We start from the raw sequence: 20,313 nt of genomic DNA, 5'->3' as shown, positions 1-20,313 counted from the left end.
AACCTGGGGTGCGATCGGAACCACCTTCAGCTACACGCTGGGAACCTGGGGTGCGATCGGAACCGTTTTCCGAAATGGGAGCGCTCACAACGCCACTACGCGACTGGCCAATCAGAGTCTGTTCTTTTTGGCTGTACGCCGCAAAGGTGTTCGCACTGAATGCCACGATAGCGACGCTGATAACTACTGATTTGATGGATTTCATGGCGGCAACTCCAGAGACTATGTGAGTTGTGGGTGCCGCAGCTACGATGTGCGCTGCTGACCCCGCAGAAGGACCTCCTTGCTGCATGGGGTTAGATTAATTTTTCGTATGAGGAAGCGTTACATGGTAAGTGCCGCCTTTTTGCCTAATCCTCTCGCAGTATCGAATCCCGCCCCTCACCGTTTACAAGCTGCCGGTCTTTCTCATGCTATCCAGGAGCAAAAGCTCGAACCTAGGGACTATCCGAACATGGATTCGTGGAAAGCGCCTCCGGTTCGATATCGACCAAACCGTTGTTTCACTATCGAATTTCTTCCAGCGCGATTACTAGCTAGTCGCTGGGGCCAATCAGGATCGTTGCCCAGACGCCGTCACCGAGCCGAAACTATGTGCCACTGCGCACGGTGGTGCGCTTGCCCGGAGTATGCCGCAGGGTAAGTTCTCTGGACTAAGCAAACTCCTGTCGACCCATCACGTGTTCATCAAGGGACTAGCGGCTTGGCGGCTGGATGATTATTAGGTGACGGCGGTGAAGATCGTCTACTGCGGACCGGCCAAGGCCGGGTTGGACCCGCGCCATCTAATCACGCTGTACGCGCTACCTTCCTGCACAAGTAACAGAACCGCACGGCATGCCCGAGGACACCTCCTTCGTCCACCTCATCACCTGCGGAGGCGACCTGAAGCACGTTCTACTACTTCCAGCACTGAAGGCCGTCGTTCATTAGAGCTATGGCTTGCTGAAATGACTGGTACCTGCGGTTCTGCTGAAGATCGTGATGATCATCGGTATGTCCTGGATGGCTGCGCCAGATGCTCAATGTCCCAAAAGTCCCGAAAACACTGCCCTCAGTCCGGAACAGGCCAAGGCCTGCGGTAACGCGGGCGACACGCAGCGTCGCACCGTGACCACTATGATTGGCCAGCTCAAGGAAATACGCAGCAAGATGCTGTCGCTGAAGAGTCGCAACGAGACGTTGAAAAACGAAGTCAGCCTTTCCCTCAAACCGGCGAAAGGCGCGAGATTAATCTAGAAGTGCTCGCGGGCGGCCAAAGCCAAGGACGGCTCTATCTTCACTTCCTCCGGATGACGGCTGAAAGCCTCATAAACTAAGCCATTCGTCTCAAGCTCTTGCCTTCAGAATGTAGCCCCTTGAATAGGGGGGTGGGGTATGCCATTCTCTGCGCCACTTATATAGGTAGGGGGGTATACGATGAGCCATCTTGCAGCCGAGAAAGGGGCGCTGCTCAAACGCGTCAAACGTATTGCCGGGCAGGTTCAAGCAATCGAAAAAGCACTGGTGGATGAGGCGGACTGCGCAGCAACACTTTTTCTCGTGGCTTCGGCCCGAGGCGCGATGAACGGACTCCTGGACGAGATAATCAAGGACCATGCCTGGGCTCATGTGGCAGCCCCTTCCCTTACTGATGAAGAGCGCAGCAAGGGAATGGAAGAACTCCTAGAAGCGATTCAGCGGTATTCGAAATGATCTCGGACATCCAACCAATGAGCACCTCAACATTACCCCACGATCATGTTTTTCTCGGTGCCTCTCATGAAGAGAATGCCAAGCGCACGCTTGGGGTGGTCTTACTGACCGTTGTGATGATGGTGGGTGAGATTGCCGCTGGCTACATCACTGGATCGATGGCGCTGCTTGCTGATGGTTTCCATATGGCCACGCACGCTGGTGCGCTCGGTATAGCGGCAGCCGCGTATGCTTACGCAAAACGCCACGCCAATAACGCCCAGTTCAGCTTCGGAACCGGCAAAGTCGGTGACCTTGGTGGATTTGCTTCGGCGCTCATCTTGGGCCTGGTTGCCCTGGCAGTCGGTGCCGAGTCAGTCGTCCGTCTGTTTCAACCCAATGATGTCCAGTTCGGCATGGCTATCGGCATCGCGGTAATTGGCTTGCTGGTGAACATCGTAAGCGCACTGCTGTTGGGGCACGGGCACGGGCACGACCATGATCACGGACATAACCATCCTCACGATCACGCTCCTGGGCACAGCAGCGGGGATAACAATCTGCGGTCGGCCTATGTACACGTCCTTGCCGATGCCCTGACCTCGGTGCTGGCAATCGTGGCATTGTTGGCGGGCAAATACCTTGGGTGGGGCTGGTTCGACCCTGTGATGGGTATTGTGGGGGCTATGGTTATTGGGCGTTGGTCATGGAATCTAATGAAAGTGACTTCCGGCGTCCTCCTGGACAAAACCGATGACCACATAGTGCAGGAAATCCGCGACTTCCTTGAACAACCGGGTGATGTCCAGATCTGCGACCTGCATGTTTGGCGCGTAGGACCCGACGCTTACGCGGTTATCGTCAGCGTCGTTGGTGGAGTAACCAATGTTGCAACTATTCGTGAACGGTTGCTACCGGTTCATGAAATACGGCATCTGACGGTGGAGATCCACCAAGCCTAATGAATGGGGTGCAGGTCGCAATTGCGGCGTACACCCCATGCTTCACTGCCTCACTCCCAGCTAACTCCTCAATGACTTCGTAGATCGATCCCCCCTTTATTCCACTCTTTCGGTTGAAAAGCGATCTTTGCGTCAGTTGCGGCCCCTCCAATGGTTTTTTGATAGCGTTCGGCTCCTCCCCCCCCCCGATAGGCAAAAAGTCACGGCGAGTTTAACGTCTCAATGATAGAGAAAACCGATTGATGGTGCGCTCGCCAACACGCTCTAGCTCAGCTTAAAACAAACATCAGCAGTTCCGCGCCCTCATCAGAGAGCACCCTCGCCTAGCCAGCTAGACCTACGCAATGCGTTTTTCCAGGGGCCACGCGAATAAAAACGATAGCCACTCGCTCCCCTTTGAGCTGCCTCACTCTTTACGAACAATTTTTTCAATGACTAGGTGCGACGAACACTGCACAATCGTATGCTTTACTTGGAAAAACCTGAATGTGTCACAGCCAGGAGCTATTCAAGCTTTTTGGGGATCCAAACAAACGCGATGCCCCATCACACCACAACTGAAAACCTAACACACGCCTATGCACTTTGGACGTCAAGCGACAGCTATCGTGCATTGAGAAATTCCAGCCACTGAAAAGGAAAAATCATGATTGTCCAACCTACCCCTGGTGTATTAGGCCTTTTTTTTACACTCAAAGGATCCATTGTTAGACGCATCGCGACACGATGCCTGATGATTGCCATCTTGGCGTCCTTGATAGTTTTGATCGAGAGTCGTCATCCTGAATATTTTTTACATGTTAGCGCAACACCATTCACCCTACTTGGCCTATCCCTTTCTATTTTCATGAACTTCCGCAATAATGCCTGCTATGATCGTTGGTGGGAAGGACGCAAAGCATGGGGTATGATGATCATTGAGATACGCTCATTTATACGCGAGAGTGCAGCCATATCTGACCAATCTCTTAGAGAAGACATACTGCGCAGTCTCTGTGGGTTCGCACATGCTCTAAATGCCAAACTTCGCAATGAGCATGAGGCTCAAGCAGCTAGCTCATGGCTTTCTAGCGATACACTAACTTCTAGTCACAATGTCAGCGATCACATTTTGCAACATATCGGAGCCACGTGCTCTCGCTTGGCCACCGATAAAATGATTAGCGATGTACGATACTTGGTACTAGTAGAACGACTGAATGCGCTTACACAAGTACAGGGCATTTGCGAACGTATCAAAACCACCCCAATTCCGTTCCCTTACTCCCTACTGCTCCATCGGACCATTTATCTATTTTGCATCTTGTTGCCTTTCGCGATGGCAGAGCCCCTTGGATGGATGGCCCCCGTGTTCACCGCTATCGTAAGTTACACCTTCTTGGGACTAGACACCATTAGTAACGAACTTGAAGATCCTTTTGGACGAGAAGAAAATGACCTTCCTACAGATGCAATGGTTCGAGTCATCGAGCGGGACATACTAGGTGCGCTGGACTGCAAAAATCTTCCCCCTCTGCGACAGCCAATAAACTGCATACTCAGCTAACCATTGACAAACAACCAGAAATTACCGGAAGCCAGTGAACAACGAATTAACTTCACGAGCCTTATAAAGGCCCTGCTTGTCAAGAGCCTTGCCTCTCCCAGTAATTAGGGAGCGGCAGTTCTATGGGTAGTATGAATGACTGAACGGTGCGAGCACCTGGATCTTACGGCCTGCCCCACAAATTTAGTGGGGCAGGCTTTCACTCACTACAAAACACTCATTTTAGCCCGTTAACAATACTGCCAGAGCATCGCCATTCGCGAAACACCTCAAATGCTAGCTCATTTATTCTTCAACATGCCATGCGGATCGATAACAAACTTAGCGGGAGACCCCTTATCGAATTTCGCATACCCATCCGGTGCTTGATCAAGTGTAATCACTTCAATATTCATCACCTTGGACAAATAAGGCATTTGATCCCAAAGTATTGCTTCGGTCAGATGGCGATTGTAGTTTGTCACTGGTGCCATTCCAGTCATAATCCGTATGGATTTTGTCCACATCTTGCCGAAGTCAAGATGCAAGCGTCCGCTCCCTGCATCTTTATTAACAGGATCAGGGTCGCTCCCTACATAAATACCCGGAATTCCGATTGCGCCACCTGCTCGGACTACATCAAAGAGGCTATTTAGGGCACCGTTAGGCGTCTCAGTATTAGCTTCGTCACCAAGGCCATGTGCTTCAAAACCAACCGCATCTACACCACAGTCGACTTCCGGCTTACCTAGTATCTGATCAATCTGATCGCGCAGCGGTGCAGAGTTACGTAAGTCGATCGTTTCAAAACCGGCATCAGATAGCAGCTTCAGGCGCTCAGGATTCTGGTCGCCCACGATCACACATGCCGCTCCTAACAGTCGCGCCCCCGCCGCCGCACAACGTCCTACTGGACCTGCACCTGCAATGTAAACATGGCTACCTGGCTTCACTCCAGCAGAAACGCAACCGTGAAAACCTGTCGGTAGAATATCTGAGATAAGCGTCAGGTCTTTTATTTTTTCCATCGCCTGTTCTTTATCACCAAACTTGAGCAGCATATAGTCAGCATAAGGAACAAGAACATACTCAGCTTGACCACCAGACCACCCTTTCAAGTCAAAGCCAAAGGCACCTAAATCCGCATCTGGGTTGACCAGGTTATTTTCACAAACGTCAGATCGCGCCTCTTTACAGTTGCGGCACCGCCCGCACGCAACATTAAAAGGCACAGACACTAAATCGCCGATGTCCATTAATTCGACATCCGAGCCCTTTTCTACCACTTCCCCAGTAATTTCGTGCCCGAGCACGTGACCTTTAGGAACGATAAAGCGCCCACGATAAATGTGTTGATCTGAACCACAAATATTTGTTGATACAACCTTTAAAATCACCGCATGTTCAAGCTTTCGATTATTGTGCTCAAGCTTGGGATAAGGAACTGTTTCAACCCGAAGATCACGGGTCCCATGATAGACGACGCTTTTATTACCGGCCATCGCAAACACCCCTTCAGCTAACGTTAACTAGCTTTAAGTGCTCAGTCTTCCTTTACTTTTCGCACCACGGAACTTAAATGATAGACGGGAACAAAGCCCTGTCAAGGCTGTTTTTTGAAAAAATTCCTTTGGGCTATCTAATCTTCGCAAAAAACAATTAAACATTTTAGACGAAAACATATAGGAGGCATTAACAAAGATCGAAATAATCTTTCCCCAAAAGAGCCGACCAAATCAACTGTTTAACCTATAAAATCCATATAGGAGACCGCAAAAAACATCAACCAATTACATCCACATCACCCATAATCCTGCTGATCTCAAGATTAGGATGGCTTCGCTGGCGCTTGATATTGACGACAGGAGTGATAGCGCCTGCTAGAAAGTAAACGAACACAATTGCCTTTAGGGGATTATGAAAGGTCTGTTCATCGAGCGTTCACCACCAGATCGCAAAACAAGCCACTCCATTGGAGTGGCTGTCGCGTTAATCTGGTAGCTTATTGAACTAGCCAAGACTTAACCACATCGCCACCATACTCACCTTTCCAAGCCTTGAGGATTTTATGGTTGCCGCTCTTGGTTTCAACCATTTCACCGTTGTGAGGGTTTTTGTAGATCTGAGTAGTACGCGCGCGGCGAGCCCTTTTAACCGGAGGTACTGACGCCCCTTGCTTTCCGCTTTCTGGGATTTCAACTGTCGGAGAGAAGTGCAGATTGATCAAAAGATGGTAGAAGACTATGTCTTTACCTCCTCTGCGCCGGGTCTCGCTCGCTAGCCAAATATGATCTACATCATGGAGCACTCTCAATGCACTAGGAGCTCCGTCACTGATTGTATAACCAGTATATGCCTGATTTGAAACGTAGGAATTATAGCCTTTCACGAGGTTTGCAAAGTTCTTAACATCGCAATAACCGACCATCACCACAGGGCTGAGAGACTCACCGTCATACCCCGCAATTTTGTTGAGGTGGTCTCCAATTGTCGTAGTGTCTACAGAGAAGAGGCGGAACGCTTCGAAAATCCCCACTCGCCTGCTGTCACTTGAAGTGATGAAGCCGTCAATCTCTCCTGGACCTTTACCAGAAGCCGAATGCCCGCCGCGCTTTTGATCTCGCAAGGAGAGTTTAGCATGCGACATTCGCTGATCGAACAGTGATACGAACCAATCGTTGATCCAATCCTCCAGGGTCATGCCGTCAAAACTCACATTCCCTTCGGTATCCTTGAACCCAACTTGAAGGTTACGTTTGCGAAGGACGAGTTCGCCTGCGACGGCGAGCATGGTGTCTCTGAGATATTCATGAGGGGCCAGGTCTGGCTTGACCACCTCCACGTAGCCTTCAAAGTCTTTCGCAATGATCTGGTTGTAATGTTGCCGCAGCTGCGCGACAGACCGTTGGCCACTCTCGATCATGAGCAGCATGAAGTCCTTTGTCGATGGAGCATCCTTCTCGATCTCAGCTAGCGCGGATATCAAATCATCAATCCCAAGCTCGGCCATTGTCGCGTGATTGATTTCCTTGTAGCGGGCGAGGATCTTTTTGACAGTAAAGGAGTCTCGACGTGCTAAAAGCGCCTTGCAATACGGAGTAAAAATTAGCCTTCGCCCTTGCTGATCGGGGCTAAGCTGAGCCCAAAAATGTTCGATTCCTGGTGCTGCGCTGAGTTGGTAGGCTTCTAGAACGGTTGCCACCCAAAATTCAGCCATTTGATATGGCGACTCCATTCTTGAATCTGTTTGGAAGCTGGCCAAAGCACTTTTGAGCCTGAGCTTGTTAGGATCGACAGCAAACAATTTGGTCACCCGGCGTGGCGACGGCCTTGCGCTCGCCACTGCCGAACTCACGGAAAGCATGCAGGCCAGCCGGTCGCGGGGTACCGAACAGACTGTCCCAGACCGCCGCGCCGAAGCCGATGACACAAGACAGGTTACCGCGCGGCACCCGTTTGCCGACCGAGCGAACTAGCCCGCCAAGATCGGCGCACAGGTCATGTACTCGGTCGCGGCTGTCATTGCCAGGATTGAGCGTTGCCACCAGGAAGATTGCGCTGCGGGTAACCGCACCGTCTACCGCCTGGGGTTCAATTTCATGATGATCCATAGAAACGCTATCCTTGATACAGTTTTAAAAGTTCGGAATATGGCCAGGCCATCAATGAGGGCCGAACAACAGAAGCATCGCAATTAGGCACGCAGATGCAGGTATTTGTCCCTGCACCTGCGTTCTTCACCGCTCGACTCCTAGTGATAGGCATCCCCCGCCTGCACCTTGCCGCGGAATACGTGGTAGCTCCAGAAGGTGTAGCCCAGAATTATCGGGATGATGAACAGCGCGCCAATTAAAGCGAACAGCTGGCTGGTCAACGGCGCGGCAGCCTGCCACAGGGTGATACTCGGTGGCACGATGTTCGGCCAAATGCTGATCGCCAGCCCCAGGTAACCCAGGAACACCAGCCCCACCACAGCAATGAACGGCATGTGCGAGTGACGCATGCGCAGGGTCTTCTGGATCACCACCACAGCCAGCACTGCCAGCACCGCGATCAGCACCGAGCGTAGCCAGTGACTGGCACCGAACCAGCGCTGGGCGATGTCGTCATGCAGCCAGGCAGTCCAGGCGCAGATCACCACGATCACCAGCGCCAGCAGGTAGGTCAGCGGGCGGCTGTAGTGGCGCATGCGCGACTCGAGCATGCCGTCGGTCTTGATCAGCAGCCAGGTGCTGCCCAGCAGCGCGTAGGTCAGCAGCAGGCCGACGCCGCAGAACAGCGGGAACGGCGCCACCCAGTCCCAGCCAGTGCCGGCGAACTGGCGGTCCACCACGGCGATGCCGCTGATGTAGGTGCCAATGGCCACGCCCTGGAAGAAGGTCGCCAGCACCGAGCCGCCTATGAACGCCTTGTCCCACAAGTGACGCTTGTTCGGGTGGGCCTTGAAACGGAACTCGAAGGCCACGCCGCGGAAGATCAGGCCGGCCAGCACCAGCACCAGCGGCAGGTACAGGGCCTCGAGGATCACCGAGTAGGCCAGCGGGAAGGCGCCGTACAACGCCGCTGCGCCGAGCACCGCCCAGGTCTCGTTGCCGTCCCACACCGGTGCCACGGTGTTCATCATCACGTCGCGATCGCTCGAATCGCTGATCAGCGGGAAGAGAATCCCCAGCCCCAGGTCGAAGCCGTCCATGATCACGTACATCATCAGCCCGAAGGCGATGATCACGCCCCAGATGACCGAAAGGTCGATACCTTGAATTGCCATGTGCCTGTTCCTTCTCAGTCGGCGACGGACAGCGGGCGACGCGCGGTGGCCAGCGATTCCGGTTGGTCGGGGCTCGGCAGTTCCTCGTGCGCGGTCGGGCCTTTGCGCACCAGGCGCATCATGTAGCCGATCCCCACGGTGAACACCGAGAAGTAGATGACCACGAAGGCCGCCAGGGTGATGCTCATCTGCACGGCGCTGTGGTTGGAGGCCGCTTCGGTGGTGCGCAGCATGCCGTACACCACCCAGGGCTGACGGCCCACTTCGGTGGTGAACCAGCCGGCCAGCAGGGCGATCAGCCCCGACGGGCCCATCAGCAAGGCGAACCAGAGGAAGGCACGGTTGCGGTACAGCGCGCCGTTGCGACGCAGCACCAGGGCCAGCAGCGCGCAGGCCAGCATCAGCATGCCCAGGCCGGCCATGACCCGGAAGCTCCAGAAGATGATCGTCGAGTTGGGACGGTCTTCCTTGGCGAAGCTCTTCAGCGCCGGGATCTGCTTGTCCAGGCTGTGGGTCAGGATCAGGCTGCCCAGGTACGGCACTTCGAAGCTGTAGCGGGTGGTTTCGGCGGCCATGTCCGGCAGGCCGAACAGCACCAGCGGCGTGGCTTCGCCCGGTTTGTTCTCCCAGTGGCCCTCGATGGCGGCGATCTTCGCCGGCTGGTGCTCCAGGGTGTTCAGTCCGTGGGCGTCACCGACCACCACCTGCACCGGCGTTGCCACCAGGATCATCCACATGCCCATCGACAGCATCTTGCGGATCTGCGGCGTATTGCGCCCGCGCAGCAGGTGCCAGGCCGCGGAGGCCGAAACGAAGAACGCGGTGGAGAGGAAGGCGGCCAGCGCCATGTGCGCCAGGCGGTACGGGAACGACGGGTTGAAGATGATCTTGAACCAGTCCAGCGGCATCACCCGGCCATCGACGATCTCGATGCCTTGCGGGGTCTGCATCCAGCTGTTCGAGGAGAGAATCCAGAACATCGAGATCAGCGTACCGATGGCCACCATCACCGTGGCGAAGAAGTGCAGCTTGCGCCCCACCCTGCCCCAGCCGAACAGCATCACCCCAAGGAAGCCCGCTTCGAGGAAGAACGCGGTAAGCACCTCGTAGGTGAGCAACGGCCCGGTCACGCTGCCGGCGAAGTCGGAGAAGCGCGCCCAGTTGGTGCCGAACTCGTAGGCCATGACCAGGCCCGAGACCACGCCCATGCCGAAATTGACGGCGAAGATCTTCGACCAGAATTTGTAGAGGTCCTTGTAGACCGAATGGCCGGTTTTCAGCCAGCAGCCTTCGAGCACGGCCAGGAAGCTGGCCAGGCCGATGGTGATGGCCGGGAAAATGATGTGGAACGAGACCGTGAAGGCGAATTGCAGCCTTGCCAGGTCCAGTGCACTCAGATTCGACATGACGATATCCTTGTGGACAGGCAGGTGCCTCCCAGGCGGCGGCCAGTGCTGCGCCGCATGCCCGAGGGGCCTGCCGTCGATTGATTTGAACGGTCGAGAGTTATGCGCTGACGGCGTGAATCAAGGCATCCGCTTGCGCGTGCTCCAGGCGAACGGCGACGAACTTCGAGGTCGGCGTGAAGGTCTGGTCGCCATAGCTTTCCAGCGGTACCAACGGGTTGGTCTCCGGGTAGTAGGCGGCCGCCTGGCCGGCAGGGATGTCGTAGGCCACCAGGGTGAAGCCGCTGACCCGACGCTCCAGACCGTCCTCCCACAGCGACACCATGTCCACCTTGTCACCGGGGGCGAAGCCCAGGCGCTGGATGTCAGCGGCGTTGGCAAAGACCACTTCGCGCAGACCGAACACGCCGCGGTAGCGATCGTCCAGCCCGTACAGGGTGGTGTTGTACTGGTCGTGCGAGCGCAGGGTCTGCAGAATCAGGTCGGGCGTCTCGCCACGGGCCATCACCGTCTCGTTGACCAGTTGCGCCGGCAGCTGGCTGGCGGTGAACTGGGCCTTGCCGCTGGCCGTGTTCCACTCACGCTCGGCGGCGGCGTTGCCCAGGTAGAAGCCGCCCGGGTGCTCCAGGCGCGCGTTGAAATCGGTGAACCCGGGAATGGTATCGGCGATCAGGTCGCGGATGCGTGCATAGTCGGCCACCACCCAGTCCCAGTCGATCGGCCGGTCGCCCAGCGTAGCCTTGGCCATGCCGGCGATGATCGACGGCTCCGAGCGGAGCAGCGGCGAGCGCGGTTTGAGCTGGCCATGGGAGATGTGCACCATGCTGAAGGTGTCTTCCACGGTGACGCCCTGCGGCCCTTCGGCCTGGATGTCGATCTCGGTTCGGCCCAGGCACGGCAGGATCAGCGCATCGCGGCCGGTGACCAGGTGCGAGCGGTTGAGCTTGGTCGAGATGTGCACGGTCAGGTCGCAGTTGCGCAGCGCCGCGTGGGTGCGCGGGGTGTCCGGGGTAGCCTGGGCGAAGTTGCCGCCCAGGGCGATGAACACCTTGGTGCGGTGCTCTTCCATGGCCTGGATCGCCAGCACGGCGTTGTGCCCATGGCCACGCGGCACTTCGATGCCGAAGCGACGCTGGATATTGTCCAGCAGCCAGGTCGGCGGCTTCTCGTCGATGCCCATGCTGCGGTCGCCCTGCACGTTGCTGTGGCCGCGCACCGGCGACAGGCCGGCGCCCGGGCGGCCGACGTTACCGCGCAGCAGCTGCAGGTTGACGATCTCCTGCACGGTCGGCACCGAGTGGCGATGCTGGGTGACGCCCATGGCCCAGCACATGATCACCCGCTCGGCCTTGCGGTACATGCGCGCGGCCAGCTCGATCTCGGCCTTGCTCAGGCCCGACTGCTCGACGATGTGCTCCCAGGAGGTGGCGTCCACCTGTGCCAGGTAGTCGTCCATGCCAGTGGTGTGGGCCTTGATGAAGGCGTGATCGAACACCGGTGGCATGCCGTTGGCCTGGGCCTCGCGCTCCCACTGCAGGAGGAACTTGGCCATGCCACGGATGGCCGCCATGTCGCCGCCAAGGGCCGGGCGGAAGTACGCGGTGTTGGTCGGTTCGGAGCCGTTGCTGAGCATTTCGAACGGGTGTTGCGGGTGCTGGAAGCGCTCCAGACCACGCTCCTTGAGCGGGTTGAAGCACACCACCTGGGCGCCGCGCTCCACTGCCTCGCGCAGCGGTTCGAGCATGCGCGGATGGTTGGTGCCGGGGTTCTGGCCGATGACGAAGATCGCGTCGGCCAGCTCCAGGTCGTGGAACACCACGGTGCCCTTGCCCACTCCGACGGTGCTGGACATGCCCAGGCCGCTGGCCTCGTGGCACATGTTCGAGCAGTCGGGGAAGTTATTGGTGCCGTAGGTGCGCACGAACAGCTGGTAGAGGAACGCCGCTTCGTTGCTGGCCCGGCCCGAGGTGTAGAAGTCGGCCTGGTCGGGCGACTCGAGCTTGTTCAGGTGCTTGGCGATCAGGGCGAAGGCCTCGTCCCAGCTGATCTCGACGTAATGGTCGGTGCTGGCGTCGTAGCGCATCGGGTGGGTCAGGCGGCCCTGGTATTCGAGCCAGTAGTCGCTTTGTTCGAGCAAGGCGCTGACGCTGTACTTGGCGAAGAAGTCGGGGTCGACCGAACGGCCGGTGGCTTCCCAGTTGACTGCCTTGGCGCCGTTCTCGCAGAACTTGACCATGCCGTTCTCGGGCGATTCGCCCCAGGCGCAGCCTGGACAGTCGAAACCGTTGTTCTGGTTGGTCTTGAGCATCGCACGGACGTTCTTGACGGCGTTCTCGCTGCCCAGCCAGGCCTTGGTCACGCCCATCAGCGCGCCCCAGCCGGCGGCCGGTCCGTTGTAACTTCTAATATGTTCTTCGTCGCTCATCAGGATCACCCTTGGTCGCGGCAGGCTAATTAACAAATTCGAAGTTTCATTGAGTTCAAATAATCAACTTCGACACTGCTGACCCGTGCAGGCTATTTTCACGATGAACTAGCGTCAAATTGAAAGTAATTAAGACTTCATCGGTAATCTCTATCACCCGGTCGTGATAGAGATTACCGATCAAGTGGTCATTAAATATGATTGGACGATGCTACCTGCACTTTCTAGTCTGCTGCCGCGCTCCAACTTCGCCTGATGAACCCGCAGGTATTGCCATGATCGTCCACGCCAAACCCAACCTGCTGAACGTGCTGATCACCCTCAAGGGTTCGATTGCCCGGCGCATCGCCCGGCGCACCCTGATGGTCAGCGCGCTGGCCTCGCTGATCGTGCTGGTGGAGACCCTGCACCCGGCATTCTACGCCAAGGTCAATGCCACGCCCTTCACCCTGCTGGGCATCTCGCTGTCGATCTTCATGAGCTTTCGCAACAACGCCTGCTACGACCGCTGGTGGGAGGGCCGTAAGGCCTGGGGCCAGGTGGTCATCGAGGTGCGGTCGTTCATCCGTGCAAGCTGCGTGATCGCCGATCCGGAGCAGCGCGCCCTGCTGCTGCGCGGACTGTGCGGCTACACCCATGCCCTCGGCGCACGGCTGCGCGGCGACGACGAGCTCAAGGCTGCCACGCCCTGGGTCGGCGATGCCGCCAGCCTGCCGCCGCACAACCTCAGCGACGGCATCCTGCAATCGCTCGGCGCACGCATCTCGCGTTTGGCCCAGTATCAGCAAATCAGCGAATGGCGCTACATGACCTTGGAACAGCGCCTGAAGGGTCTGTCCGAGGCGCAGGCGGCCTGCGAGCGGATCAAGGCCACGCCACTGCCCTTCCCGTACACCCTGCTACTGCACCGCACCATTTACCTGTTCTGCGTGCTGCTGCCATTCGCCATGGCCGAGCCTCTTGGCTGGCTGGCGCCGCTGTTCACCGCCATCGTCAGCTACACCTTCTTTGGTCTGGACGCCATCAGCGACGAACTGGAAGACCCGTTCGGCCGCGACGAGAACGACCTGCCTCTGGATGCCATTGTGCGCACCGTGGAGCGCGACGCGCTCAGCGCTCTGGGCTACACCGAGCTGCCGCCGGCGCTGCAGCCGGTGGACCACATCCTCAGCTGAACCCCTAACACCCTGCCCGCCCCGGCCAGCACCGCTGGACGGCGGCGTCCGCGTGCGCGTCAACCCATCACAACAATGGAGCAGCACCCATGCAACGCACCACCCTCTCCGTGGCCGTGTCCCTGGCCACCCTGGCGGGCCTCACGCCCTTGTGCAGCCACGCCGCCGGTTTCATCGAAGACAGCAAAGCCAGCCTGACCCTGCGCAACTTCTACATCGACACCGACAACCGCAACGGCAGCGCCGCGCCGAGCAAGCAGAACGAATGGGGCCAGGGCTTCATGCTCAACTACACCTCGGGCTACACCCAGGGCACAGTCGGCTTCGGCGTCGACGCCCTAGGCCTTCTGGGCGTGCGCCTGGATGGTGGCGGCAGGGCCGGCAAGGCCAACGTCGAACGCCAACCCGGCACGATCTTCCCGCTGGAGCACGATGGTTCGGCGGTGGATGAGTTCAGCAGCCTCGGGCTGACCGCGAAGATGCGCATCGCCCGCAGCGAGCTGCGCTACGGCACCCTGCAGCCGAAGCTGCCGGTGGTGGTGTCCAACGATGCCCGCCTGCTGCCGCTGACCTATGAAGGCGCCCAGCTGACGTCCAACGACTTCGCCAACTTGACCCTGACCGCCGGCCAGCTGGAGCACACCCGCGGGCGCAACTCCACCGACCTGCGCGCCCTGAGCATCGCCGGGGCCAATGGCAGCACCGCCAAGAGCCGCGACAGCAACCACCTCTACTTCGCCGGTGCCGACTATAAGGCCAGCAAGCAATTGGTGCTGCAGTACTACTACGGCGAGCTGGACGACTTCTACAAACAACACTTTTTCGGCCTGGTGCACAACCTGCCGCTGGGACCGGGCAACCTGAAGACCGACCTGCGGGTGTTCCTCAGCGACAGCGACGGCAAGAACGCCAGTGCTGCCGGGCGCCAAGACAACTACCTGAGCAGCGGCTACTACGGTGGCAACGTGACCAAGGGCGAGGTGGACAACCAGGTGTACAGTGGCATGTTCACCTACAGCCTGAGCGGGCACAGCCTGGGGGCGGGGTATCAGGTGCTGACCGGTGACAGCGACTTTCCTTATCTGAACCGTGGCGATGGCGAGGGCACCAGCACCTACCTGGTCACCGATGCGCAGTTGCTCAAGTTCAACCGGGCCGGGGAGCGGACCTGGCTGGCACGGTATACCTACGACTTCGCGGCGGCTGGTGTACCGGGGCTCAACTTCAGCGTGTTATATCTGAAGGGGGATTCGATCGATACGGCCCACGCTGACCGCAGCGAATGGGAGCGGGATATCGCGCTCAGCTATGTCACGCCTTCCGGGCCGTTCAAAGGACTCGGGCTGGCCTGGAAGAATGCCACCCTGCGCAGTGGGTTACCTGCAGGTACGGTGTCCGGGTATGCGGCGCAACGGGATCAAGATGAAAATCGCCTGATTGTCAGCTATACGTTGCCGTTGCTTTGATCTGTGAAGGTTAGGTGCCGTTCTGCTCGGCGCCAGATTGCCGGGGGGCGCTACGCGGCCCCGGCAATTCCATCGATCATCCCAGCTAGAACACGCCATCAAATGAGAGGAAATCGAGCACATCCCCCGCCTCGAATGTCTCGCCCGCTGGCACCTCCAGCAATCCGTCGGCCTGAACCGCACTGAGCAAGGTCGCCGAACTCTGGTTTTCCAGCAAGCGCGCCCTACCGCCGTCGAGTCTCACCCGCAGATACTCCTGACGCTTGCCTGCCTTGGACCAAGAGAATCCTGCCACCACCGGCACACGCATAGGCTCTAATCGTGCTACCCCCATGCGCGCCAGCAAATAGGGCCGCGCCAACAGCAGGAACGTGACCAGGGCCGACCCTGGGTTGCCCGGCAACCCCAGCAGCGGTATGGTGCCGACATGCCCAAAGGTAAAGGGCTTGCCCGGCTTAATCGCCAGCTTCCACAACTTCACCTCGCCGGCCTCACGCAACAGCGCACCGATGCAGTCGGCATCGCCCACCGACACCCCAGCGCTGCTGATGATCAGCTCGATACCTGCGACCTGGGTTAGGGCCGCACGCAGCAGCGCAGGATCATCAGGCACACGTCCCAGATCGATTACCTCGCACCCCAGGCGGTCGAGCAGCGAAGCCAGCACCACGCGGTTGCTGTCGAAGATTTGCCCCGGACCGAGGATCGCGCCCTCTCCTGCCAGCTCATCACCACTGGATAATAATGCCACCTTGGGTCGGCTCACCACTGACACCCGGCTGATGCCTTGCGAGGCCAGCACCCCCAAGGCAATCGGGTTAAGTACAGTGCCAGCAGCCAGCAATGGGGCGCCGGCACGAATCTCGTTACCCTGCGGCCGGATATTGTCGCCAAGCCGCAATGTAGTCAGCGAGCTCACTCGCCCCTGCTCATCGAGCCTGCAGTTCTCCTGCAACTGCACACAGTCGGCTCCCGCCGGAATGGGCGCTCCGGTAAACACGCGCGCACAGCTGCCCGCTTGTAGCGGGCCAGGGGCCTGGCCGGCGAACACGGTCTGCGACACCGACAACGGCTGGGTCGCCAGATCGTCAAGTCGCATCGCGTAGCCATCCATGGCGCTGTTGGCCCAAGGCGGCAGGTCGATAGCTGCGCGCAGATCCTCGGCCAGCACGCGCCCGTCGGCCTGGCGCAGCGAGACCAGTTCACACGCTGTAAACGGCGTCCCCCTGGCCGTCGCCAAAAGCTGGCGCAAGGCTTCGTCGACCGCCATCAAAGCGCTCACGAACGTGTCCCGCACAGGTTGGCCACCGTCAGGTGAGGTACGAAGTTACACGGGCGATGCCGGGCGTCCAGTTGCTCGACCAGAATGCCCTCCCAGGCAGTGCGGCAGGCACCGGTGGAACCCGGCAGGCAGCACACCAGGGTGCCGTTAGACAAGCCTGCAAGGGCACGGCTTTGTACCGTGGAGGTGCCGATATCAAGGATCGATAGGGCGCGGAACAACTCGCCGAAGCCATCAATGTGCTTGTCCAGCAGGCAACTGACCGCCTCCGGCGTGCTGTCGCGTCCGGTAAAGCCAGTGCCACCAGTGATCAACACAACCTGCACCCCCTCATCGGCAATCCAGCCAGCGACCTGGGCGCGGACCTTGTACAGATCGTCTCTGAGCAGCTCCCTGGCCACCAGACGATGCCCCATGCCCACCGCTCGACTGGCCAGTAGTTCACCGGATGTATCGGTCTCAAACGTACGGGTATCGCTGACCGTCAGCACAGCAATATTCAGCGGAACGAACACGGCATCGGGTTTGGCACTCATCTTCTGCACTCTGATAATTCGACAATACGCCCGAGAAACTAGAACGCCGTAGATAACGTGTCCAATCGATAATACCCAATACATAATAAGCGACCTCTATCACACTGCCTCATCAGTACGCTCTATCAATTCTTCGCTATTTCCCATTGGACGATATTTAAACTTCATTTTACTTTTCGATGCCTTGAAGGCCTGGCAGCGATCACCTGCACAAGTGCCACGCCTCGATGATTTCGTATTTTTCAAACCCAATCAGCAAGGCGCCCCATGGATATCAAACAGCTCAAGTTCCTGATTGCCCTGGACCAGACCCGACATTTCGGTCAGGCCGCTGCCTTGTGCCACATTACCCAGCCGACCTTGTCCATGCGCCTGCGCAACCTGGAAGATGAACTGGGTCTGATGCTGGTCAACCGCGGCCAGCGTTTCGAGGGCTTCACCCAGGCTGGCGAGAGGATACTCGGCTGGACCCGGACACTGCTGGCCGCCTACGACGGCCTGCAGGCCGAGGCTGCCAACTGCCGTGGGCGCATTGTCGGCAGCCTACGCATCGGTATGGTGCCGCTGTCCGGCTTCAACCTGATGGACCTGCTCAAGCCGCTGATCAACCGCTACCCGCAACTTCAGGTACAGCTCTCGTCGCTGAGTTCAGAACAGGTGACCGACGGCCTGATCCGCAACCAGCTGGACCTTGGCATCTGCTACCTCGACCAGATCAATCGCAATCACTTCGACGTGATCGAGCTCGGCGCCACGCGCATGGGCCTGTTGTACGACACTCGGCAGTTCGCTTTCGACGGCCCGAGCCTAACCTGGGAAGCCATCGCCGATTTGCCTCTAGGATTGCTGTCCCAGGGCATGCATTACCGCCAGTCGATCGACCTGAGCTTCCGCAGCCGTGGTCTGCATCCGAAGTCGATCCTTGACAGTGACTCCACCTATCAGCTGGTGCAAGGCGTCTGCGCTGGCTTGTGCTGCGCAATCATGCCGCTGGACCACGGCCTGGAAGGCCTGAGCGAGCACATCCATATCCTGCCGATCTCCGATGCCAGCATCCACGCCCCGGTCGGCCTGCTGCTGCGCCGCAGCGAACCGCACTCGGCCCTGGCCCAGCAATGCTTCGACGAAGCCCGGCTGTTGCTCTACCCGCAACTGCAGCCCACGCCTCTGGAGCTCACGTGATCGACACACCCGAATCATCCATTCCCTTGACCAGTCTGGCCAACCGCGGCCAGCAACTGCCCCCACAGGTCGACTGGCTGCGCGTGCTGCGCAAGTCAGACAGTCGCTCTGGCCAGTACCAAGCCGAGGTCGCGCCATGATCCGAGTAAACTACTTCGCCCGCTATCGTGAACTGCTCGGCAGCGAGGGCGAGACGCTGCAATGGGAGCCCTCGATGGCCAGTCTGCGCGACCTGCGCGGACGGCTAGTCAACCGTGGTGGCCCATGGATGGAAACCCTTGGCCAGGCCAACCTGATGTGTGCACGCAACCAGGAGTTGTGCTCACTGGACACGCCATTGTGCGATGGCGACGACATCGCTTTCTTTCCACCGGTAACGGGAGGCTAGCCTTAGGCCGCCAAGCCAGCGGTTAACCAACGCTACACCTCCCCCAGGGTCCGCCATGCACTAATGGCTTCATGAACGTGTCTAATATCATCCTCACCCGCGCAGGTAGCAGCAATCGGCAAAAAATAGGCAATCGGTTGAGGGATGCACGGCATCGTCACAGTAGCCGGCCGCCTCTCTACTAACGCCTGGCTCGAAATTGAGACATCAGTGCTGGATAATCCTGCGGTTCCGGGAATGCTTCATAACTGACCGATGCCCCGGTCGTCACCCAAGGTAATTTCTCTCTCGTCCAGGTCTCCATGAACGGTAGGTAGTGCTGCGGGTTCTCCAACAGGCTACTGCGCACGCCGACGAACTCTTCAACTCCAGCAGCGCGGGTGAATAGCCACGTCAGACAGTGTGCGCAGAAATAATGGCGAGTCGGTCCATGCAGACCACCGATGACAGTTTCGCCGTGGGTAACTGCGAAGCCCGACGCAGGAAATAGTGCAGTCAGAGAAAATGCGCTAGCGGACATTTTTTGACATCCGACGCAATGGCAAGCGGTAGTCATGACAGGTGGGCATTCGTTCTCAAAAGTGACGTTTCCGCAGCGGCAGCTTCCCGAAATTATCATGAGCTTTATCTCGTGGGGCGCGTATGGGCGCGTGATGGGAAAGGTAGGGTCGGGGAAAGCATGCGTGAGTCTAGGTATGATTGAAACTGATCAAACTTACCTAGCAGCTCATAGGAAATGTATGAATACACCGCAGCTTCATTGGGAAACCCAGCGCGTTTTCCTAGCAGTCCTTAGAACCGGCAGCCTTTCCGCCGCGTCAAGAGCACTGGGTGTGGCGCAAGCCACTGCTCGGCGCCGTATAGACGAATTAGAGCATAGCGTCGGGGTGAGCCTGTTTGTCCGCTCGCCAAAGGGGTTGATGCCCACCGACACTGCGAGAGAGCTGGCTGGCCATGCCGAGTCTATGGCGTGGCTGCCGAGGCATTCACCCGTGCCGCGTCTGCTGAATCCAGCATGCCAAGGGAAACTCCGAACAAGTTGCCCATCAGCCGGAGATGGACGGCTTGGGGATGCCGAAAAGTCCAATTTTCTGCCGCTGATTATTGGATAACCAAGGCAAAGGCTTGGTTATCTGCCCTCACGGGCGCACCTCTCCTGCAGCAGGCAATAATTGCCGGCGCACCATCCACAGATTCGACAGGGCAGACAGCGTAGTCAGTTGCGCCGTGTTCTTGGCCAAGCCGCGAAAACGAGTCTTTACATAGCCGAACTGGCGTTTGATCACCCGGAGCGGGTGCTCCACCTTCGCACGCACTTGCGCCTTGGCCTTTTCGATCTTGCGCTTGGCTTTGTAAAGCACGCTGCGTTTGCTCAAGTGCGTGTAGGTGCTGCGTCGCGCAGCAATCTGCCAGATCACTGGCAGCCCTTCATGCTCTGGCCTTTTCTCAACGCCGGTGTAGCCCGCGTCGGCACAGACGACGTTCTCTGCGCCATGCAGCAGTTCTGCAACCTCCGTTACGTCG

General features: G+C 58.0%; 19 protein-coding genes and 2 pseudogenes. 10 read left to right on the top strand and 11 right to left on the bottom strand.

Translation table 11 applies throughout. From position 1 onward, the window contains the following. Positions 1-205, bottom strand: a pseudogene (locus K5E40_RS33010) (hypothetical protein); the annotation flags it as partial. A 779-nt stretch (positions 206-984) separates the two neighbouring features. Here K5E40_RS33010 and K5E40_RS33005 point away from each other — a divergent pair. From K5E40_RS33005 to K5E40_RS32990, 4 genes are all read left to right on the top strand, one after another. Then, entirely contained in the window at positions 985-1,239 is a 255-nt protein-coding gene (locus K5E40_RS33005) for a hypothetical protein (RefSeq protein ID WP_025999834.1), read from the top strand. A 180-nt stretch (positions 1,240-1,419) separates the two neighbouring features. Beyond that, entirely contained in the window at positions 1,420-1,695 is a 276-nt protein-coding gene (locus K5E40_RS33000; RefSeq protein ID WP_016974633.1) for a metal/formaldehyde-sensitive transcriptional repressor, read from the top strand. Next, positions 1,692-2,636 (top strand): CDF family Co(II)/Ni(II) efflux transporter DmeF, encoded by a 945-nt coding sequence (gene dmeF, locus K5E40_RS32995; RefSeq protein ID WP_016974632.1) that lies wholly within the window; start codon positions 1,692-1,694, stop codon positions 2,634-2,636. Before K5E40_RS33000 ends, dmeF begins: the two co-directional genes overlap by 4 nt. Before the next feature lie 646 nt (positions 2,637-3,282). Then, complete coding sequence (locus K5E40_RS32990; RefSeq protein ID WP_016974635.1) at positions 3,283-4,182, top strand: bestrophin family protein; 900 nt, start codon at positions 3,283-3,285, stop codon at positions 4,180-4,182. A 281-nt stretch (positions 4,183-4,463) separates the two neighbouring features. Here the strand turns inward: K5E40_RS32990 and fdm are convergent, their stop codons facing one another. The 6 genes and pseudogenes from fdm to K5E40_RS32960 form a co-directional block, all read right to left on the bottom strand. After that, positions 4,464-5,663: a formaldehyde dismutase gene (fdm, locus tag K5E40_RS32985; protein WP_016974636.1), complete on the bottom strand. Its 1,200-nt coding sequence runs from the start codon at positions 5,661-5,663 to the stop codon at positions 4,464-4,466. 500 nt (positions 5,664-6,163) lie between these two features. Further along, a complete protein-coding gene (locus tag K5E40_RS35840) occupies positions 6,164-6,589 on the bottom strand; it encodes a DNA binding protein (protein ID WP_404940858.1) in 426 nt (141 codons plus the stop codon). An 859-nt stretch (positions 6,590-7,448) separates the two neighbouring features. After that, positions 7,449-7,772, bottom strand: a pseudogene (locus K5E40_RS32975) (Dyp-type peroxidase domain-containing protein); the annotation flags it as partial. Positions 7,773-7,912: 140 nt separating this feature from the next. Further along, positions 7,913-8,929: a cytochrome d ubiquinol oxidase subunit II gene (gene cydB, locus K5E40_RS32970; protein WP_016974639.1), complete on the bottom strand. Its 1,017-nt coding sequence runs from the start codon at positions 8,927-8,929 to the stop codon at positions 7,913-7,915. Positions 8,930-8,943: 14 nt separating this feature from the next. Further along, positions 8,944-10,335, bottom strand: a complete 1,392-nt coding sequence (locus K5E40_RS32965) for a cytochrome ubiquinol oxidase subunit I (RefSeq protein ID WP_016974640.1) — start codon at positions 10,333-10,335, stop codon at positions 8,944-8,946. 100 nt (positions 10,336-10,435) lie between these two features. After that, complete coding sequence (locus K5E40_RS32960) at positions 10,436-12,760, bottom strand: FdhF/YdeP family oxidoreductase (RefSeq protein WP_016974641.1); 2,325 nt, start codon at positions 12,758-12,760, stop codon at positions 10,436-10,438. A 275-nt stretch (positions 12,761-13,035) separates the two neighbouring features. Here K5E40_RS32960 and K5E40_RS32955 point away from each other — a divergent pair, with 275 nt between their 5' ends. Both K5E40_RS32955 and K5E40_RS32950 read left to right on the top strand, forming a co-directional pair. After that, positions 13,036-13,935, top strand: a complete 900-nt coding sequence (locus tag K5E40_RS32955; RefSeq protein ID WP_016974642.1) for a bestrophin family protein — start codon at positions 13,036-13,038, stop codon at positions 13,933-13,935. 89 nt (positions 13,936-14,024) lie between these two features. Continuing rightward, positions 14,025-15,401, top strand: coding sequence for an OprD family porin (locus K5E40_RS32950; protein WP_016974643.1), 1,377 nt, complete (start codon positions 14,025-14,027; stop codon positions 15,399-15,401). A gap of 85 nt (positions 15,402-15,486) precedes the next feature. On the opposite strand, the gene glp is transcribed toward K5E40_RS32950, so the two are convergent. Next, the gene (gene glp / locus K5E40_RS32945) at positions 15,487-16,671 is read right to left on the bottom strand and encodes a gephyrin-like molybdotransferase Glp (protein ID WP_016974644.1); all 1,185 of its coding nucleotides are present in this window, start codon (positions 16,669-16,671) and stop codon (positions 15,487-15,489) included. Between the two features lie 8 nt (positions 16,672-16,679). Further along, positions 16,680-17,219 carry a molybdenum cofactor biosynthesis protein B gene (gene moaB, locus K5E40_RS32940; RefSeq protein WP_016977657.1) on the bottom strand — a complete coding sequence of 180 codons (540 nt, stop codon included), beginning with the start codon at positions 17,217-17,219 and terminating at the stop codon, positions 16,680-16,682. Between the two features lie 267 nt (positions 17,220-17,486). Here moaB and K5E40_RS32935 point away from each other — a divergent pair, with 267 nt between their 5' ends. From K5E40_RS32935 to K5E40_RS32925, 3 genes are read left to right on the top strand one after another with little or no spacing between them, the layout of a single operon-like run. Beyond that, on the top strand, positions 17,487-18,401 hold the full coding sequence (locus K5E40_RS32935; RefSeq protein ID WP_016974508.1) for a LysR family transcriptional regulator: 915 nt from the start codon (positions 17,487-17,489) through the stop codon (positions 18,399-18,401). Continuing rightward, positions 18,398-18,541 (top strand): hypothetical protein, encoded by a 144-nt coding sequence (locus K5E40_RS32930; protein WP_016974507.1) that lies wholly within the window; start codon positions 18,398-18,400, stop codon positions 18,539-18,541. The genes K5E40_RS32935 and K5E40_RS32930 overlap by 4 nt, the downstream gene beginning before the upstream one ends. Then, a complete protein-coding gene (locus K5E40_RS32925) occupies positions 18,538-18,789 on the top strand; it encodes a MoaD/ThiS family protein (RefSeq protein ID WP_016974506.1) in 252 nt (83 codons plus the stop codon). The genes K5E40_RS32930 and K5E40_RS32925 overlap by 4 nt, the downstream gene beginning before the upstream one ends. Before the next feature lie 181 nt (positions 18,790-18,970). On the opposite strand, the gene K5E40_RS32920 is transcribed toward K5E40_RS32925, so the two are convergent. After that, on the bottom strand, positions 18,971-19,408 hold the full coding sequence (locus tag K5E40_RS32920) for a GFA family protein (protein WP_080589257.1): 438 nt from the start codon (positions 19,406-19,408) through the stop codon (positions 18,971-18,973). Between K5E40_RS32920 and K5E40_RS35835 the strand changes: the two genes are divergently transcribed. Continuing rightward, complete coding sequence (locus K5E40_RS35835; RefSeq protein WP_404940857.1) at positions 19,344-19,901, top strand: LysR family transcriptional regulator; 558 nt, start codon at positions 19,344-19,346, stop codon at positions 19,899-19,901. The genes K5E40_RS32920 and K5E40_RS35835 overlap by 65 nt on opposite strands. A 27-nt stretch (positions 19,902-19,928) precedes the next feature. On the opposite strand, the gene K5E40_RS32910 is transcribed toward K5E40_RS35835, so the two are convergent. Continuing rightward, positions 19,929-20,313: transposase (locus tag K5E40_RS32910; RefSeq protein WP_221734289.1), on the bottom strand; the 385-nt coding region annotated here is incomplete at its 5' end.

Origin of the sequence: Pseudomonas baetica (assembly GCF_019733355.1) — a bacterium.
GTDB classification, from domain to species: domain Bacteria; phylum Pseudomonadota; class Gammaproteobacteria; order Pseudomonadales; family Pseudomonadaceae; genus Aquipseudomonas; species Aquipseudomonas baetica_A.
This window is presented reverse-complemented; position numbering and strand designations above follow the sequence as displayed.

Excerpts from the sequence above, each read along its gene's own strand:
- glp (WP_016974644.1), bottom strand. The coding sequence starts at position 16,671 with ATGGCGGTCGACGAAGCCTTGCGCCAGCTTTTGGCGACGGCCAGGGGG.
- K5E40_RS32925 (WP_016974506.1), top strand. The coding sequence starts at position 18,538 with ATGATCCGAGTAAACTACTTCGCCCGCTATCGTGAACTGCTCGGCAGC.
- dmeF (WP_016974632.1), top strand. The coding sequence starts at position 1,692 with ATGATCTCGGACATCCAACCAATGAGCACCTCAACATTACCCCACGAT.
- fdm (WP_016974636.1), bottom strand. The coding sequence starts at position 5,663 with ATGGCCGGTAATAAAAGCGTCGTCTATCATGGGACCCGTGATCTTCGG.
- K5E40_RS32935 (WP_016974508.1), top strand. The coding sequence starts at position 17,487 with ATGGATATCAAACAGCTCAAGTTCCTGATTGCCCTGGACCAGACCCGA.
- K5E40_RS35840 (WP_404940858.1), bottom strand. The coding sequence starts at position 6,589 with ATGGTCGGTTATTGCGATGTTAAGAACTTTGCAAACCTCGTGAAAGGC.
- K5E40_RS33000 (WP_016974633.1), top strand. The coding sequence starts at position 1,420 with ATGAGCCATCTTGCAGCCGAGAAAGGGGCGCTGCTCAAACGCGTCAAA.
- K5E40_RS32990 (WP_016974635.1), top strand. The coding sequence starts at position 3,283 with ATGATTGTCCAACCTACCCCTGGTGTATTAGGCCTTTTTTTTACACTC.
- cydB (WP_016974639.1), bottom strand. The coding sequence starts at position 8,929 with ATGGCAATTCAAGGTATCGACCTTTCGGTCATCTGGGGCGTGATCATC.
- K5E40_RS32965 (WP_016974640.1), bottom strand. The coding sequence starts at position 10,335 with ATGTCGAATCTGAGTGCACTGGACCTGGCAAGGCTGCAATTCGCCTTC.
- K5E40_RS35835 (WP_404940857.1), top strand. The coding sequence starts at position 19,344 with ATGACAGGTGGGCATTCGTTCTCAAAAGTGACGTTTCCGCAGCGGCAG.
- K5E40_RS33005 (WP_025999834.1), top strand. The coding sequence starts at position 985 with ATGATCATCGGTATGTCCTGGATGGCTGCGCCAGATGCTCAATGTCCC.
- K5E40_RS32960 (WP_016974641.1), bottom strand. The coding sequence starts at position 12,760 with ATGAGCGACGAAGAACATATTAGAAGTTACAACGGACCGGCCGCCGGC.
- K5E40_RS32950 (WP_016974643.1), top strand. The coding sequence starts at position 14,025 with ATGCAACGCACCACCCTCTCCGTGGCCGTGTCCCTGGCCACCCTGGCG.
- moaB (WP_016977657.1), bottom strand. The coding sequence starts at position 17,219 with ATGAGTGCCAAACCCGATGCCGTGTTCGTTCCGCTGAATATTGCTGTG.
- K5E40_RS32955 (WP_016974642.1), top strand. The coding sequence starts at position 13,036 with ATGATCGTCCACGCCAAACCCAACCTGCTGAACGTGCTGATCACCCTC.
- K5E40_RS32920 (WP_080589257.1), bottom strand. The coding sequence starts at position 19,408 with ATGATAATTTCGGGAAGCTGCCGCTGCGGAAACGTCACTTTTGAGAAC.